Source organism: Aureimonas flava (assembly GCF_003583935.1).
Taxonomy (GTDB): domain Bacteria; phylum Pseudomonadota; class Alphaproteobacteria; order Rhizobiales; family Rhizobiaceae; genus Aureimonas; species Aureimonas flava.
This window is the reverse complement of the sequence record NZ_QYRN01000001.1, coordinates 476444-493484: the sequence shown is the minus strand read 5'-3', so window position 1 is coordinate 493484 and position 17041 is coordinate 476444. Positions and strand designations below refer to the sequence as shown.

The window sequence follows — 17041 nt, the reverse complement described above, 5'->3', positions numbered from 1 at the left end:
AGTCAAGCCGTTGCGGTCACTTGCGGGCGATCACCCAGACCGCGTGGACGATGCCGGGAATGTAGCCGAGGAGCGTCAGGATGATGTTGATCCAGAAATGCTTGCCGAGCCCGACTTCCAGGAACACGCCGAGCGGCGGCAGCAGGATGGCGAAGATGATCTTGATGAGGTCCATGGTCAGCCCGTTGGTTTTTCGTCCGTGTGACGAACGATATGGCACCCCATCCGTTCCGTTCTCGACACTCAAGCGGCGCCGTCGGCGAACCGATCCGTGCCGGCCAGATCCGGAGCCCATCCGATGACGAGAATTTCTAGCGCCCTCCTGCTGGGCGCCCTCCTCTGTTCCACGCCCGCGCACGCCGACCCGCAGTTCCTCTCCCGCTTCGAGGGCTCGTTTCGCGGCTCGGGCTCGGTGCAGCGCGAACAGGACAGTTCGCCCCGTCGCGTGTCCTGCACGGTGGACGGCACCCTGGCGGGGGAGAACCGCCTGCGTATCGCCGGCACGTGTCGCGCGGCGGTGATCGTGCGACGCGAGATCGGCGCGGACATCCGGTTCGATCCAGGCAGCGGCCGCTTCTCCGGCTCCTATACAGGCTCGACGCGTGGCGTGTCGCAGCTCTCGAACGGGCGGCTGCGGGGCGACACGCTGACCTTCACGCTGACCTATCCCGTGGTTGTCCACGGCGACCGCACGGCGGTGATGACCATCCGCAACGAAGGGGGTGGCGCCTTCTCGCTGTCGGTGACCGACCAGGTCGACGGCGCGAGCCGACGCACCTCCGACATCTCGCTCGGCCGGATCTGAGCCGGTCAGGCGACGAGGCCGAACCCGCGGATCAGCGAGCGCGTCGCCGCGTCCGGCCCGCCACCCGTGAAGATCGCGCGGTCGGGCCCCGACGGCATCTCCCCCTTCGCCGGCGCGAGCAGCGACAGCGCGCGGCGCGCGATGGCCTCAGCGGGATCGAGCCAGTCCACCGGCCAGGGTGCGGTCTTGCGCATGCGGTTGGCGAGGAACGGATAGTGCGTGCAGGCCAGCACCACGATGTCGGTGCGCCGCCCTTCGCGTTCCACGAAGCACGGCGCGGTCTCGGCGGCCACCGCCTCCTCCTCCACGAAACCGTGCCGCATGTAGGTCTCGGCCAGCGCGGCGAGGCGGACGCTGCCGACGAGCTCGACCTCGCATTTGGCGGCCCATTGGGTGACGAGGTCGCGCGTGTACTGCCGCTTCACCGTGCCCGGCGTCGCCAGCACGGACACGAGGCCGGAGCGCGTTCGCTCCGCCGCCGGCTTGATGGCCGGCACGGTGCCCACGAACTGCATCTGCGGAAAGGCGGCGCGAAGATCCGCCAGCACGAGCGTCGAGGCCGTGTTGCACGGGATCATGCAGAGCGCCGGGTCGTGCTCTTCGATCAGGCCGCCGAACAGGCCGACGATGCGCTCCCGAAGCGCCTCCTCCTCCCAATCGCCGTAGGGAAAGGCGGCGTCGTCCGCGACGTAGACGAAGCGCCGCTCGGGCATCAGCACGCGCGCCTCGCGCAGCACCGTCAGCCCGCCGATGCCGGAATCGAACAGGAGAACCGGACGCTCCGTCATTTCGTGCCCCTCTCGATCCGATGGTCGAAGGCGCGCAAGACGCCGCGAAGCATACGCAGCTCGGGTTCGGAGAAGCCCGCGCGCGTCATCATGACCCGCAGGTTATGGACCATCGCCTCGCGCTTCTCGGGCGGGAAGAAGAAGTTGGTGGTGTCGAGCGAGGTTTCGAGGTGGTCGAAGAAGCGGTAGAGGTCGTCCTTGGGCGCGGGGACGAGCTCGGGGGCGGTGAAGCGGGGCGCGGCACCCTCCTCCAGCCCGGACTTCATCCACTCGTAGCTCATCAGGAGCACCGCCTGGGCGATGTTGAGCGAGGCGAAGGCCGGGTTGACCGGAAAGGTGACGATCTCGTCGGCGAGGTCGATCTCCTCGTTCGACAATCCGAATCGCTCCCGCCCGAACAGGATGCCGGCCGGCTGGTCGGCGTGGATGCGGGCGCGCAGTTCGGCGCCGGCCTCCTCCGGCCCGCGCACGGCCTTCACCGAGTATCGCGGCCGCGCTGTGGTGGCGAGGAGATAGGTCAGGTCCGCCGCCGCAGCCTCCACCGTGTCGAACAGGCGCACGGCGTCGATCACGTGGTCGGCGCGCGAGGCGCTGGCCCGCGCCTTCTCGTTGGGCCAGCCGTCGCGCGGATTGACGAGACGCAGGTCGTCCAGCCCGAAATTGGCCATGGCGCGCGCCACCATGCCGATGTTCTCGCCGAGCTGGGGTTCGACGAGGATGATGGCGGGACCGCCCGTCCGGTTCTCGTCGTTTCTGTTGGTGCCGGCCACGTGTGCTCGCCCCTGCCTGTTCCCGCGAATGCCGCGCACGATTATCCGATGCCGGCGGGCGGCGCAAAGGCCGCCGCGGCTTTGCGCGGCTGGGGGGCGATGCTATAGCCGCGCCATCATGTCGGGGGCGCCCGCCCCCATCATCCGAAAGCGCGCGCGCCGTCCGGCCGGGCGCAATCCCAGGGGAAAGCATCGATGGCGAAGATCAAGGTCCAGAATCCGGTCGTGGAGCTCGACGGCGACGAGATGACCCGGATCATCTGGCAGTACATCAAGGACAAGCTGATCCACCCCTATCTCGACATCGATCTCGAGTACTACGACCTGTCGGTCGAGAACCGCGACGCCACGAGCGACCAGGTGACGATCGATTCCGCCAACGCGATCAAGCGGCACGGCGTCGGCGTGAAGTGCGCCACGATCACCCCCGACGAGCAGCGCGTCGAGGAGTTCAAGCTCAAGAAGATGTGGAAGTCGCCGAACGGCACGATCCGCAACATCCTCGGCGGCGTGATCTTCCGCGAGCCGATCATCATGGAGAACGTGCCGCGCCTCGTGCCCGGCTGGACCCAGCCGATCATCGTCGGCCGCCACGCCTTCGGCGACCAGTACCGCGCGACCGACTTCAAGTTCCCCGGCAAGGGCACGCTCTCGATCAAGTTCGTCGGCGAGGACGGCGAGACGATCGAGCACGAGGTCTATCAGGCGCCGTCGTCCGGTGTCGCGATGGCGATGTACAATCTCGACGACTCGATCCGCGAGTTCGCCCGCGCCTCGTTCAACTATGGCCTGCTGCGCGGCTACCCGGTCTACCTGTCCACCAAGAACACGATCCTCAAGGCGTATGACGGCCGCTTCAAAGACATCTTCCAGGCGGTGTTCGACGCCGAGTTCAAGGCCGAGTTCGACAAGCGCAAGCTGACCTACGAGCACCGCCTGATCGACGACATGGTGGCCTCCGCGCTGAAGTGGTCGGGCGGCTACGTCTGGGCGTGCAAGAACTACGACGGCGACGTGCAGTCCGACATCGTGGCGCAGGGCTTCGGCTCGCTCGGCCTGATGACCTCGGTGCTGATGACGCCGGACGGCAAGACGGTCGAGGCCGAGGCGGCCCACGGCACGGTGACGCGCCACTTCCGCCAGCACCAAAAGGGGCAGGAGACCTCCACGAACTCCATCGCTTCGATCTTCGCCTGGACGCGCGGCCTCGCGCATCGCGCCAAGCTCGACGACAACGCCGAGCTGAAGCGCTTCGCCGACACGCTGGAGCGCGTCTGCATCGACACGGTTGAGGCCGGCCACATGACCAAGGACCTCGCGCTCCTGATCGGCCCGGATCAGCCGTGGCTGTCGACCACCGGCTTCCTCGACAAGATCGACGAGAACCTCAAGAAGGCGATGGCGGCCTGATAGGGCTGCCCCTAGAATCCCCACGGAAACCCGGCCGCGAGGCCGGGTTTTTTCGTTTCGGATCACGAACTTGTCGAGGAACCGTCCTCGGAGGGCACCGTTAGCGGCCTATCGAACCGCACGGGAGAATTTCCAATGCACCGTATGCTTCTTGCCGCCGCCGGCGCCGCGCTGATTTCGGCATCGGCCGCCCAGGCTCAGACCGCTTCCCTCGTCGAGGTCGAGGACAGCGTGATGCTGATGCCCTGGAACATGACCGCGGACGCGGTCGAGGATGCTAGGGTCCTGAACCCGGCGGGCGTCGAGCTCGGCGAGGTCGAGGAAGTGCTCGGCACGGACGCCAACACGCCCACCGCCCTGGTGGTCGACTTCAACGGGAGCACCACCGGCTTCACCGGCGACCGCGTGATCCCGATCGACCGCTTCATGCCGGACGGAAACCGGCTGACGCTCAGCACCTCGGCCGCCGAGGTCGCGTCGTTCCCGACCTACGACGACTGATCCCATGAGAAAGGGCGCCTCGCGGCGCCCTTTCCCATCTCGTTTCCCGGCCGCGTTCGCGCGGGATCAGGCGGCGAGCCGTGCCTCGATCGCGGCGATCGCCGCGTCGGCTCGATCGGCGTCCGGGCCGCCGGCCTGCGCCATGTCCGGCCGCCCGCCGCCGCCCTTGCCGCCGATGGCCTCGGACGCGGCGCGCACGAGATCCACCGCGCTGAAGCGCGCCGTGAGGTCGGCGGTGACACCCACCACGACACTTGCCTTCCCGTCCGCCACGCCGACGAAGGCGACGACGCCGGAGCCGAGCCCGGCCTTCACCTCGTCCACCAGGCCCTTCAGATCCTTCGCCGACACGCCGTCGAGGACGCGTCCGACGAAGGCCACGCCGCCGATCTCCTTCGGCGCCGAGGACGAGGACGAGCCGTCGCCGGCCAGCGCCAGCTTCTTGCGCGCCTCGGTGAGCTCGCGCTCCAGGCGGCGGCGCTCCTCGACCAGCGCCTCGACGCGATCGGCGATTTCGGCCGGGCCGACCTTGAGAGAGGCGGCGATGCGGCGCACGCGGGCGTCCTGCTCCAGGAAATGGTCGCGCGCCGCCTCGCCCGTCAGCGCCTCGACGCGGCGAACGCCGGCGCCCACCGCGCTTTCCGAGACGACATGCACCAGCCCTATGTCGCCGGTGGCGCGCGCATGCGTTCCGCCGCAGAGCTCGATGGAATAGGCCGCCTTGGCGCTGCCGTCCTTGGGTCCGCCCATCGACACGACGCGAACCTCGTCGCCGTACTTCTCGCCGAACAGCGCCATGGCGCCGAGCGCGATCGCGTCGTCCACCGCCATCAGGCGCGTCTCCACCGGCGCGTTCTCGCGGATCACCTCGTTGGCGAGCGCCTCGATGCGCGCCAGCTCCTCGGCCTCAACCGGCTTCGGGTGCGAGAAGTCGAAGCGCAGGCGGTCGGGTGAGACCATGGAGCCCTTCTGGGCGACATGGGTGCCCAGCACCTCGCGCAGGCCCTCGTGCAGGAGATGGGTCGCCGAATGGTTGGCGCGCACGCGCGAGCGACGGACGTGGTCGACCGTGAGCTCGAGCGGCGCGCCCGTCTTCAGAACGCCCTCGGCCACCTTGCCGCGATGGATGAACAGCCCGTCGGCGACCTTCTGCGTGTCGGTCACCACGAAGCGGACGCCCTCGCCGCGCAGCGTCCCGGTGTCGCCGACCTGGCCGCCCGATTCGGCGTAGAAAGGCGTCTGGTTCAGGACCACCGCCGCCTCCTCGCCCGCCGAAACGCTCTGCACCTCGGCGCCGTCGCGCACCAGCGCGCGCACCTGGCCCTCGGCGGTCTCGGTGTCGTAGCCCAGGAACTCGGTCGCGCCCTCGCGCTCGCGGATGGCGAACCAGACGGTCTCCGCCGCCGCCTCGCCCGAGCCGGTCCAGCTTGCCCGCGCCTCGGCCTTCTGCCGCTGCATGGCGGAATCGAAACCGGCAAGATCGACGCCGACGCCGCGCGCACGTAGCGCGTCCTGAGTCAGGTCGAGCGGGAAGCCGTAGGTGTCGTAGAGCTTGAAGGCGGTCTCGCCGTCCAGCATGTCGCCCTGGCCGAGCGAGGTCGACGCGTCGTTGAGCAGCGACAGGCCCCGGTCGAGGGTCGTCAGGAAGCGCCGCTCCTCGAGCTCCAGCGTCTCCGAAATCAGGGCTTCGGCCCGCACCAGCTCGGGATATGCCCGGCCCATCTCGGCCACCAGCGTCGGCAGCACCTTATAGATCACCGGCTCGCGCGCGCCCAGCAGCTTCGCGTGGCGCATGGCCCGGCGCATGATACGGCGCAGGACGTAGCCGCGGCCCTCGTTGGAGGGCAGCACGCCGTCGGCGATCAGGAAGGCGGTGGCGCGCAGGTGGTCGGCGATCACGCGGTGTGACGCCAGCGCGCCGCCTTCGGCGCGCGAGCCGATCGCTTCCTCGACAGCGGCGATGAGGCGTCGGAACAGGTCCGTCTCGTAGTTCGAGGTCACGCCCTGGAGGATCGCGGCCATGCGCTCCAGGCCCATGCCGGTGTCGATCGACGGGCGCGGCAGGTCGAGGCGCTCGCCGGGCGAGACCTGCTCGAACTGCATGAAGACGAGGTTCCAGAATTCGAGGAAGCGGTCGCCGTCTTCCTCGGCCGAGCCCGGAGGTCCACCCCAGACGCTCTCGCCCTGGTCGTAGAAGATCTCGGAGCACGGGCCGCAGGGCCCCGTCTCGCCCATGGTCCAGAAGTTGTCCGAGGTCGGGATCCGGATGATGCGATCGTCGGAGAAGCCGGCGATCGACTTCCAGAGGCGGGCCGCCTCCTCGTCCTCGGAGTAGACGGTGACCAGCAGGCGCGACTTGTCGAGGCCGAACTCCCGGGTGACGAGGTTCCAGGCGAGGCCGATCGCCTCCTCCTTGAAATAGTCGCCGAACGAGAAGTTGCCGAGCATCTCGAAGAAGGTGTGGTGGCGCGCGGTGTAGCCGACGTTGTCGAGGTCGTTGTGCTTGCCGCCGGCGCGAACCACCTTCTGCGCCGTGGTGGCGCGGCTGTAGGGGCGCTTCTCGAGACCGGTGAAGACGTTCTTGAACTGCACCATGCCGGCGTTGGTGAACATCAGCGTCGGGTCGTTGCGCGGCACCAGCGGCGAGGAGGCGACCGGTTCGTGGCCGTTCTTCGCGAAGTACTGGAGGAACGTCGACCGGATCTCGTTCACGCCGCTCATGGGAAACCCTTAAGTCTCGGATAGGATCGCGGCGCGAATACGCCGCAGCGCCAGCCTTTTAGCGACGGGCCGGAACCCTGTCCATGCCGCCGAGCCGGCTCCGGAAGCGGACGCACGGAAGCCTCCGCTCCGCGGGAAATGCGGGCGGGTCGCTGGGTCTCGATCATGCGTCGTCGGATGGGACCGATCGCCTCCCACCTTGGCTATGCCCCATATGGATGCCGTGGCTACGAGCGGTTGTCGCACGGGAATCCCGCGATCAAGGCAGCGGGTGCCGACGGTATTCGACCCTGGCCCCCACGTTTCGGCGCGGACACGACCGGATCTTCGAATGAATGATCTACGGATACACGCAGCCGGAATGGATCGGGTCGGCCTCGCGGTGGTCGTCCTTCCGCCGCGCAGCGACGTGGCGATCGCTCCGGCGGCAGGAGACGATGCCGCGGGAACGCTGTTCGTGGCGCGCGTCCGGCCCTATCATCCGAGGACCTTGCCGGTCGCGGTCGACCAGCACGTTCCGGCGGGGAACTCGATCGCGGCGAATCGTCGGGAAACGGAGCACCTGATGCGTGTCGCCCTCTACTTCACGCCGCCGCGCGATGCGCCGGTCACCCGGCTCGCAGCCGAGTGGCTGGGACGCGACGCCTTCGCGACCGGTGGCGCGAGCGTCGCCGACGCGCTGGTGGCCGAGCCCGCTCGCTACGGGTTCCACGCCACGATGAAGCCGCCGATGCGCCTTCGCGACGGCCACACGCCGGAGGAGATCGACCGAGGCCTTGCCGCCTTCTGCGCCGCGCGGGCCGCGACGGAGATCCCGCGCCTGGCGCTCCGTCGCATCGGGCGCTTCTTCGCCCTCGTGCCCGACGAGGCCCTGCCCGACCTCGACGCGCTAGCCGGCGAAACCGTGCGGCAGTTCGAGCGGTTCCGAGCGCCCCTCAGCGACGCCGAGCGGGCGCGCCGGGCTCCGGACCGGCTCACGGAACGGCAGCGCGCCCTTCTGGACGCGTGGGGCTATCCCTACGTGTTCGAGGAATTCCGCTTCCACATGACGCTGACCGGCCCGGTGGACGAGCCGGATGCGGCAGCGGTGGACGCTCGGCTTCGCCGCCACTTCGCCCCGGTGCTCGGTTGCCCGCTGCCGGTCGACGGGCTTGCCCTCTTCGTCGAGGACGAGCCCGGCGCCCCCTTCCGCGTCCGTGCCCTCCATCCGCTTTCGACCGAATCGCGAACGAGACAGACATGAGCAGCCATTCCCCCGAAGAGGCGTTCACAAACGCCCGGATCGTCCTGGCGGACGAGATCGTGCACGGCAGCGTCCTGGTGCGCGGCGGGCGCATTGCCGACATCTCCACCGGCGCCTCGCGCGCGGGCACCGACTGCGACGGCGACCATCTGCTGCCCGGCCTCGTGGAGCTGCACACCGACCACCTGGAAGGGCACTACCTGCCCCGGCCCAAGGTGCGCTGGAACATGCACGCGGCGCTCCAGGCGCACGATGCGCAGGTCTCGGCGTCCGGCATCACCACCGTCTTCGATGCGCTGCGCGTCGGCATGGACGAGGACGCCGCGCTCGGCTCCGCCGACATGATCGCCATGGCGACGGCGATCGACGAGGCGGTCCGCGACGACCGCCTGCGCGCCGAGCACTTCATCCACCTGCGATGCGAGGTTTCGGCGCCCGACGTGCTGCCGAGCTTCGCGGCGCTGGTGGGCAACGATCGGGTTCGCCTTGCTTCGCTGATGGACCACGCGCCCGGCCAGCGGCAGTTCGTGGACCTTGCGACCTATCGCGCCTACTACCAGGGCAAGATGCGGATGTCGGACGCCGCGTTCGATGCCTTCTGCGCCCGGCGGATCGGCGAATCGGAGGCGAACTCGGCCGGCAACCGCCGCGCCATCGCCGACCGCTGCCGCCGGGCCGGCATCACCCTCGCCAGCCACGACGACGCCACCGCCGCGCATGTCGAGGAGAGCCGCGAGCTCGGCATCGCGCTGGCCGAGTTCCCGACCACGCTGGAGGCGGCGCGGCTGTCGCGCGAGGCGGGCCTCTCGGTGCTGATGGGCGCGCCCAACGTGGTGCGGGGCGGCTCGCACTCGGGCAACGTCTCGGCCGCGGAACTCGTCGAGATCGGTGTGCTCGACGTCCTGTCCTCGGACTACGTGCCGTTCAGCCTCGTTCAGGCGGCGTTCCTCATGGCGGGAACGATCGGCCTACCGGAGGCGGTCGCCATGGTCAGCAGCACGCCGGCGCGCGTCGCTGGGCTCGCCGATCGCGGCGTCATCGCGCCCGGCCTGCGGGCCGACCTCATCCGCGTGCGCGCGCAACCCGGCGCCGCGACGCCGCCAGTGGTGCGCAGCGTCTGGCGCGAGGGCCGCCGCGTTGCGTGACGAAGGGCGATGCCCGGGCCTCCTGGTGGCGGTGGTCGGGCCGAGCGGCGCGGGCAAGGATACGCTGATCCGCCTGGCCTTCGAGCGCCTCGACGGCGAGCCGCGCATCCGCCTTGCGCGGCGCGTCATCACTCGGCCCTGCGACGGCGAAACGGAGGAGCATGACTGTCTCTCGCCGGACGCCTTCGCAGCGACGGAAGCGGAGGGCGGGTTCTGCCTCAGCTGGCGGGCGCACGGCCTCGCCTACGGGCTGCCCCGCGCGGTGGAGGACGAGATCCGCACCGGCCGGATCGTGGTCGCCAACCTGTCGCGCCGCTCTCTGCGCGAGGCGGACGCGCGGTTCGGCGGCATCGCGGCGGTCGAGATCACGGCACCCCGCGCCGTGTTGGTGGAGCGGATCGCCGCGCGCGGACGCGAAACGCCGGACGAGATCGAGGCGCGCCTCGCACGGCAGGTCGGACTACGGATGCCGGAGGTCGCACGCGGCTTGGTGCGGATCGACAACGGCGGACCTGCCGCCGCGGGCGCCGAGCGCCTGCGGCGGCACCTCCTGTCCTTCGCCGCAGAACTCGCCGGTCATGCAGATCCCGAGGGGCACGTCGGCCCCGACAGGCATGAGGAATCGTGAGCCAAAGCGCGGACGGCGATCCTCGACGCTTGACGGTCGGGCAGGCATCGGATCGACAGGACGGATCGACCGAGGGAGCGCGTCCATGAAGGCCATGATCTTCGAAAGGTTCGGAGCGGAGCCCGCCATCCGCCGGGTGCCCGACCCGACGCCGGCGCCCGACGGCGTGGTGATCGAGGTGATGGCGACGGGCCTCTGCCGCAGCGACTGGCACGGCTGGATCGGGCATGATCCCGATATCCGCCTGCCGCACGTGCCGGGCCACGAGTTCGCCGGCGTCGTGTCGGCAGTCGGCGCACAGGTGCGGAGCTTTCGCCGGGGCGACCGGGTGACCGTGCCGTTCATCGCGGCCTGCGGACATTGCGGCGAGTGCCGGTCCGGGCAGCAGCAGGTCTGCGAAGCCCAGTTCCAGCCCGGCTTCACCCATTGGGGCTCCTTCGCCGAGTTCGTCGCCATAGACCGCGCCGACCACAACCTGGTGCGCCTGCCGGACGTGATGGATTTCGCGACGGCCGCGAGCCTCGGCTGCCGCTTCGCGACGTCGTTCCGTGCGGTGGTGGACCAGGGGCGCGTGCGCGGAGGCGAATGGGTGGCCGTGCACGGCGCCGGCGGCGTCGGTCTTTCGGCGATCATGATCGCCGCCGCGATGGGCGCCCGCGTGGTGGCGGTGGACGTCGCGCCCGCGAAGCTGGCGTTCGCCCGCGCCATGGGCGCGGAAGCCTGCGTCGACGCCCGCGCCGTCCCGTCGGTGGTGGAAGCCGTGCGCGAGATCACCGGCGGCGGCGCGCACCTGTCGCTCGACGCGCTCGGCCATCCCGAAACCTGCTTCAATTCGGTTGCCAATCTTCGGCGGCGCGGTCGCCACGTGCAGGTCGGGCTGATGCTGGCGGAGAATGCGCAGGCGTCGGTCCCGATGGCGCAGGTGATCGCGCACGAGCTCGAGATCTACGGCAGCCACGGCATGCAGTCCTGGCGCTACGGCGCGATGCTGGACATGATCCTGGCCGGACGGCTTCATCCTGAACGCCTTCTCGGCGAGACCTATTCGCTGGAAGCGGCGGTGCCGGTGCTGACGGCCATGGGCACCACGGCGCCGGACGGCATCGCCATGATCGATCCGCGCCTCTGACGCACCGAAGGGAGCGGCGCAGAAAAAACGGGCGCCTCGCGGCGCCCTCTTCGTTCGTCTCACTCGGCGTCCTCGCCGGGCTCCGGCCCGCCGTTCTGGAGGAGCTGCTCGGCGATCAGCCCGGCGTTCTGCCGGATGGCGGCCTCCACCTCGGCGGAAACGGCCGGGTTGTCGCGCAGGAACTGCTTGGCGTTCTCGCGGCCCTGGCCGAGGCGCTGCGAATTGTAGGAGAACCAGGCTCCCGACTTCTCGACGATGCCGGACTTCACGCCGAGATCGACCAGCTCGCCGACCTTCGACACGCCCTCGCCGTACATGATGTCGAACTCCACCTGCTTGAACGGCGGCGCGAGCTTGTTCTTCACCACCTTCACGCGGGTCTGGTTGCCCGTCACCTCCTCGCGCTCCTTGATGGAGCCGATGCGGCGGATGTCGAGACGCACGGAGGCATAGAACTTCAGCGCGTTGCCGCCCGTGGTGGTCTCCGGCGAGCCGAACATGACGCCGATCTTCATGCGGATCTGGTTGATGAAGACGACCATGCACTTGGAGCGCGAGATCGAGCCGGTGAGCTTGCGCAGCGCCTGACTCATCAGGCGCGCCTGCATGCCCGGCAGCGAGTCGCCCATCTCGCCCTCGATCTCCGCGCGCGGCGTGAGCGCGGCGACCGAGTCCACCACCAGCACGTCGATCGCGCCCGAGCGCACCAGCGTGTCCACGATCTCCAGCGCCTGCTCGCCCGTGTCGGGCTGCGAGATCAGGAGGTTGTCGAGGTCGACGCCGAGCTTGCGGGCATAGACCGGGTCGAGTGCATGCTCCGCGTCGACGAAGGCGCAGATGCCGCCGGCCTTCTGCGCCTCGGCCACCGTGTGCAACGCCAGCGTCGTCTTGCCAGACGATTCCGGGCCGTAGATCTCGACGATGCGACCCTTGGGCAAGCCGCCGACGCCGAGCGCGATGTCGAGACCGAGGGAGCCGGTGGACACCGTCTCGATATCGAGCTTCTCGGTCGCGCCGAGGCGCATGATGGAGCCCTTGCCGAAAGCCCGCTCGATCTGCGACAGGGCTGCGTCGAGCGCCTTTGTTTTGTCCACCGATGTATCCTCAACGAGACGGAGTGAATTCTGGGCCATGGGGCAGGACCTTATTCCATGAGGACTGTTGGGGTGCAACGTCGATGCCGCGTGCCTTCATGTACCTCTTTTGTTCTCATTTTGCAAGCGATGATCGCGATTTGTTCTCATGCCGGCGGCCCGATTCGCGCCCGCGAGGCGCGGCACGATGGTTGACGGCGGGTTAACGCCTTCCGTCGCCGACGGCCCCTCGGTGGTGCTTGTCGGCGCGGCGCATCTCGATCGCGTGGCCGCGAGCCTCGGCCCGTTCCGACCGGGTTGCTCGAACCCGGGCCGGCTCACGGAACGCCTCGGCGGGGCCGCGTTCAACGCGGCGCTGGCGCTGCGCGCGTTCGGCGCCCGGGCCCATCTGGTCAGCGCCTGCGGCGGCGACGCGGTGGCCGAGCGCATCGGCGACGCGCTGGATCGCGCCGGGATCGGGGACGGGCGGATCGCCTGGCTCGATCGACGCTCGGCGACCTTCACGGCGATGGTGGACGCGTCCGGCGAGCTGATCGGCGGCGTGGCGGATATGGAGATCTACGACCGGCTGCTGCCGCGCACGCTCGCCCGCCGCCATCTGGCGGACCGTTTGGCTGCCGCCGACGGGCTCCTGATCGACGCCAACCTCTCCGCCGCTTCGCTGCGGCATTTGGCGCACCAACAGCGGGACCTTCCCGTCGCCGCCATTGCCGTCTCGCCCGCCAAGGCGCCGCGTCTCGCCGACGCGCTGTCGCGCCTCGCCGTGCTCTTCGCCTCGCGCGCCGAGATGGCGAGCCTGCTGGGGCTTGCGGCGGAAGCGACGGATACGGACTTCGTGAGTGCGGCGACACGTGCCGGGCTGCGCCGGGCCGTGGCGACCGATGGCCCGCGCGACGTGCTGGTGATCGACGGCGAGGCCGCCTGGCGCCAGACGCCGCCGCAGGTGCCGCAGATCTCCGACGTCGTCGGAGCCGGCGACACGCTGGCGGGCGCGACGTTCGGCACGTTCCTCCGCAATCGCCCCTTCGCCGCCGCGGTGCGCACCGGCCTCGTGGCGGCCGCCCTGCGCATCGGCCCCGGCCTCGATGCCGCGTCCGCCGCCGCGGCCGAAGACGCCGCCGACGCCCTTCCCGCTCCCCGCCCCTTGTCCGCCTGACGGAGACCCGCCGTGCCGCAACCCTTTCTCTGCTCCCCGCCCGTCCAGACCGCGCTGGACGCGGGCCGCCCCGTGGTGGCGCTGGAGTCCACCATCATCACCCACGGCATGCCCTGGCCCCAGAACGTCGAGATGGCGCGGGGCGTCGAGGGACTGATCCGCGCGGAAGGTCCCGAGCCGGCGACCGTCGCGGTGCTCGACGGGGTGCTGAGGATCGGCCTTTCGGATCATGAGCTGCTCGCCCTCGGGCAGACGCAGGGCGCGATGAAGCTGTCGCGCGCCGACCTGCCCTTTGCGATGGCGACGGGTCGCACCGGCTCCACCACCGTGGCGGCGACGATGATCGCGGCGGCGCTCGCGGGTATCGGCACCTTCGCCACCGGCGGCATTGGCGGGGTCCACCGGGGCGCGGAAACGAGCTTCGACGTCTCGGCGGACCTCGACGAGCTGGCGCGGACACCCGTCACCGTGGTCTGCGCCGGCGCCAAGGCGATCCTCGATCTGAAGAAGACGTTCGAAGTGCTGGAGACTAAGGGCGTTCCGGTGATCGGCTACGGCGTGGACGAACTGCCGTCCTTCTGGTCGCGCGGATCCGGCATCCCGTCGCCGCTGCGCCTCGACACGCCGGAGGCCATCGCGGATTTCGGGCGCATGCGGGACGCGCTATCCCTCGGCGGCGGCGTGCTGGTGGCCAATCCGCTGCCGCCCGAGCTGGAGATCGACCGGTCCACCGTGGCGGGCTGGATCGAGGCGGCGCTCGCCGACGCGGAAGGCGCCGGAACGAGGGGGAAGGACGTCACGCCCTTCCTGCTGCGCCGGATCTTCGAGCTGAGCGGCGGCCGATCGCTCGAGGCCAACATCGCCCTGGTCCGCTCCAACGCGCGGCTGGCCGCGCGCATCGCGGTGGCGGCCGCGGCGCGTCGGGAGACTACTCCTCCAGCGCTTCCTTCACCGCTACCGCCAACTCCCTGAGCGAAAACGGCTTCGGCAGGAAGCCAAACTTCTCGCCTTCGGGCAGGTTCTTGGCGAAGGCGTCCTCGGCATAGCCGGAGACGAAGATGAACTTGAGGTCCGGCCGCTGCTTGCGCATCTCGCGCAGGAGGGTCGGGCCGTCCATCTCGGGCATCACGACGTCGGAGACCACGAGGTCGACCTTGCCGTCGATCTCCTCCATCACTTCCAGCGCCTCCAGGCCGCTCGACGCCTCGTGCACCTCGTAGCCGCGCATCTTGAGCGCGCGCACGTTGCCGGCGCGCACGTTGTCCTCGTCCTCCACGAGAAGGATCGAAGCGGTGCCGGACAGGTCCTGCTTGGCGATCGAGGCGGCCGGCGACTGCGCCTCCCCCTTGCCGGCCGGGACCTCGGCCGGGATGTGGCGGGGCAGGAAGATGCGGAACGTCGTGCCCTCGCCCGACCGCGTCTCCACGAAGATCGAGCCGCCCGACTGCTTGACGATGCCATAGACCATGGAAAGGCCGAGGCCCGTGCCCTTGCCGATCTCCTTGGTGGTGAAGAAGGGCTCGAAGATGCGCTCGGCGACGTCGGCCGGCATGCCGGATCCGGTGTCCGACACTTCCATGAGCACGTAGTCGCCTTCGCCGAGCTCGCTGTAGCCGAACTGCGCGGCCTCGTCGGCGGGGACGTTGCGGGTCGAGATGATGACGCGTCCGTTGGTGGACATCGCGTCGCGCGCGTTCTGCACGAGGTTGGTCACCACCTGCTCGAACTGGCCGATATCGGCCATCACGGGCCAGAGGTCACGCGCGTGCTGGCGCTCCAGCTTCACCAGGTCGCCAGAGATCCGCTTCAGGAGGAGGTGCATGTCGGCGATGACGTCGGTCAGGTTCAGCATCTTCGGACGCATGGTCTGACGGCGCGAGTAGGCGAGGAGCTGGCGCACCAGCGAAGCGGCGCGATTGGCGCTCTGCTTGATGAGCAGGAGATCCTGGAACGAGGGATCGCCCGTGCGGTGGTTCAGGAGGAGGAAGTCCACCGAGGCGGTGATGATGGTCAAGACGTTGTTGAAGTCGTGCGCGATGCCGCCCGCGAGGTTGCCGATGGCCTGCATGCGCTGGGCCTTGGCGAACTGATCCTCCAGCGTGCGCTGCTGCGTGATGTCGACGCCGTAGAGGATCGCCACCTCGCCCGAGCCGTCGCTGACGTCCGTGTTGGCGCTCAGGTAGAGCCGCGCCGAGCGCGTCGGCTCGCCGACGAGGTCGGCGTCCAGCGAGGGGATGCCCGCCTGGCCGCGCATCGCCGCCGAGACGGCCTGCCGCAACGCCTCGCGGTTCTGCTCGCGCAGGCAATCGGAGACGGTGGTGCGGCCGAGCGCGGCCTCGTCGCCGAAGAGCGTGGCGAAAGCGGCGTTCGCACGCGTCGCGCGGCCCTGCGCGTCCATAGCAGCGATGGCCATGGGCGAGGAGTTGAAGAAGCGCGTGAAGCGGATCTCGGCGGCTCGCAGCGCGTTCTCGTCGTCACCGCGCGGCGTGCGGTCGAGCACCAGCGTGCGCGTCAGGCCGGGCGCGCCGTCGGCGGTGCGCGTTGCGTTGCGCAGGAGGCGGACCGGAAGGCGCTGGCCGGCGGCCGTCACGAGGTCGAGGTCGAAGCTCTCGACGGCGCCCGGCGTGCGCGGCTCGCCGGCGCGGCGCAGGAAGCTCGATGCGCCCTCGCCGAGATAGTCCTGAATCGAGCGCGAATAGGGCTTGAAGGCCGCCAGGTCGAGCGACAGCCAGTCGGCCAGCGTGGCGTTGATATAGGCGATGCGGCCCTGGTCGTCGGCGGCGAAGAAGCCGGCCGGCGCGTGGTCCAGGTAGTCGATCGCGTGCTGGAGGTTCTTGAAGAAGGACTCCTGCTCCTCGCGTTCGGGCGTGATGTCCGCGATCTGCCAGAGCTGCAGACCGGCGGAATCCTCGCCGAACGGCCCGACGGAGGCGCGGTACCAGTGCGGAGCGGACGGGCCGGTGCTGCCGAGACGCCGGGTCAGGCGGAATTCCTCCTGACCGGACCGGTTCTCACGCGCCAGATTGGCCAGGCGGTAGATCGCCTCGGAGGCTTCCGCCTCGCGCGAAAGGAGGCGTTCGAGGCTGCGCACCGAGGACGGGCCGGCGGCGCCGGTCTCCTCGCCGTAGGCGCGGTTGGCGTAGACGATGCGGCCCTTGCGGTCGGCCACCAGCATGCCGGTGGGCAGCGAGTTCAGGGCCTCGCGCGCGATGTCCGCCCCCGCCTGGCGCGGCCCGACATGCAGGAACCCGAGCGCCAGGGCGAACACGGCGATGATGCCGCACATGGCCAGGATCGCGAACATCGCGAGGAGCGCGACCGCGCCGTAGGAGTGCCCCAGAAGCGCGAGCGTGGCCGCGAAAACGAACACGAAGCCGGCCAGGAAGAGAAGCCGGCGCACGCCGTCGGAGTCGGTCCGTCCGTCGATCAGGGGCTTGTCGCTCATGGGCGGCGCGGAAGCGGGCGTCTGGTCCACAGCAGAAGTTCCATATGCGAACGATCGACCCTTCCGAGGCAAAGCCGAACAGATTAGAGCAGAACGGCACGGGCACGAGAATCTGTCGAATTTGCGCCATACGCAATCGTCCGACATGATGCCACGGCACTATGTACCGAAGCTGACGCGGCGCTGGAGCCCGGCCGGTCGGACGC

General features: G+C 69.6%; 15 protein-coding genes. 9 read left to right on the top strand and 6 right to left on the bottom strand.

The window, feature by feature from the left end; translation table 11 throughout:
• Positions 1-16: 16 nt before the first annotated feature.
• On the bottom strand, positions 17-175 hold the full coding sequence (locus D3218_RS02400) for a YqaE/Pmp3 family membrane protein (RefSeq protein ID WP_019998473.1): 159 nt from the start codon (positions 173-175) through the stop codon (positions 17-19).
• A gap of 123 nt (positions 176-298) precedes the next feature.
• Here D3218_RS02400 and D3218_RS02395 point away from each other — a divergent pair, with 123 nt between their 5' ends.
• On the top strand, positions 299-805 hold the full coding sequence (locus D3218_RS02395; protein ID WP_119538273.1) for a hypothetical protein: 507 nt from the start codon (positions 299-301) through the stop codon (positions 803-805).
• A 5-nt stretch (positions 806-810) separates the two neighbouring features.
• Here D3218_RS02395 and murI read toward each other — a convergent pair whose 3' ends face one another.
• Positions 811-1593 carry a glutamate racemase gene (murI, locus tag D3218_RS02390; protein ID WP_119538272.1) on the bottom strand — a complete coding sequence of 261 codons (783 nt, stop codon included), beginning with the start codon at positions 1591-1593 and terminating at the stop codon, positions 811-813.
• Positions 1590-2363 (bottom strand): RNA methyltransferase, encoded by a 774-nt coding sequence (locus tag D3218_RS02385; RefSeq protein ID WP_119538271.1) that lies wholly within the window; start codon positions 2361-2363, stop codon positions 1590-1592. The genes murI and D3218_RS02385 overlap by 4 nt, the downstream gene beginning before the upstream one ends.
• A 195-nt stretch (positions 2364-2558) precedes the next feature.
• On the opposite strand from D3218_RS02385, the gene D3218_RS02380 reads away from it, so the two are divergent.
• Both D3218_RS02380 and D3218_RS02375 read left to right on the top strand, forming a co-directional pair.
• Positions 2559-3773, top strand: a complete 1215-nt coding sequence (locus D3218_RS02380; protein ID WP_119538270.1) for an NADP-dependent isocitrate dehydrogenase — start codon at positions 2559-2561, stop codon at positions 3771-3773.
• Positions 3774-3908: 135 nt separating this feature from the next.
• Positions 3909-4274, top strand: a complete 366-nt coding sequence (locus D3218_RS02375) for a PRC-barrel domain-containing protein (protein ID WP_136625044.1) — start codon at positions 3909-3911, stop codon at positions 4272-4274.
• A gap of 66 nt (positions 4275-4340) precedes the next feature.
• Here D3218_RS02375 and alaS read toward each other — a convergent pair whose 3' ends face one another.
• On the bottom strand, positions 4341-6995 hold the full coding sequence (alaS, locus tag D3218_RS02370; RefSeq protein ID WP_119538268.1) for an alanine--tRNA ligase: 2655 nt from the start codon (positions 6993-6995) through the stop codon (positions 4341-4343).
• A 565-nt stretch (positions 6996-7560) separates the two neighbouring features.
• Here alaS and D3218_RS02365 point away from each other — a divergent pair.
• From D3218_RS02365 to D3218_RS02350, 4 genes are all read left to right on the top strand, one after another.
• A complete protein-coding gene (locus D3218_RS02365) occupies positions 7561-8238 on the top strand; it encodes a DUF1045 domain-containing protein (protein WP_119538485.1) in 678 nt (225 codons plus the stop codon).
• Positions 8235-9383 carry an alpha-D-ribose 1-methylphosphonate 5-triphosphate diphosphatase gene (locus tag D3218_RS02360; RefSeq protein WP_119538267.1) on the top strand — a complete coding sequence of 383 codons (1149 nt, stop codon included), beginning with the start codon at positions 8235-8237 and terminating at the stop codon, positions 9381-9383. The genes D3218_RS02365 and D3218_RS02360 overlap by 4 nt, the downstream gene beginning before the upstream one ends.
• Positions 9376-10011: a phosphonate metabolism protein/1,5-bisphosphokinase (PRPP-forming) PhnN gene (gene phnN, locus D3218_RS02355; protein WP_119538266.1), complete on the top strand. Its 636-nt coding sequence runs from the start codon at positions 9376-9378 to the stop codon at positions 10009-10011. Before D3218_RS02360 ends, phnN begins: the two co-directional genes overlap by 8 nt.
• An 85-nt stretch (positions 10012-10096) precedes the next feature.
• Positions 10097-11140: a zinc-dependent alcohol dehydrogenase family protein gene (locus D3218_RS02350; RefSeq protein ID WP_119538265.1), complete on the top strand. Its 1044-nt coding sequence runs from the start codon at positions 10097-10099 to the stop codon at positions 11138-11140.
• Positions 11141-11199: 59 nt separating this feature from the next.
• Here the strand turns inward: D3218_RS02350 and recA are convergent, their stop codons facing one another.
• A complete protein-coding gene (gene recA / locus D3218_RS02345; protein ID WP_119538264.1) occupies positions 11200-12273 on the bottom strand; it encodes a recombinase RecA in 1074 nt (357 codons plus the stop codon).
• Positions 12274-12421: 148 nt separating this feature from the next.
• Between recA and D3218_RS02340 the strand changes: the two genes are divergently transcribed.
• Positions 12422-13390: a PfkB family carbohydrate kinase gene (locus D3218_RS02340; RefSeq protein ID WP_168990391.1), complete on the top strand. Its 969-nt coding sequence runs from the start codon at positions 12422-12424 to the stop codon at positions 13388-13390.
• Between the two features lie 12 nt (positions 13391-13402).
• A complete protein-coding gene (locus D3218_RS02335; protein WP_119538262.1) occupies positions 13403-14362 on the top strand; it encodes a pseudouridine-5'-phosphate glycosidase in 960 nt (319 codons plus the stop codon).
• Here D3218_RS02335 and cckA read toward each other — a convergent pair.
• Positions 14319-16835: a cell cycle histidine kinase CckA gene (gene cckA, locus D3218_RS02330; protein ID WP_119538484.1), complete on the bottom strand. Its 2517-nt coding sequence runs from the start codon at positions 16833-16835 to the stop codon at positions 14319-14321. The genes D3218_RS02335 and cckA overlap by 44 nt on opposite strands.
• Positions 16836-17041: the final 206 nt, after the last annotated feature.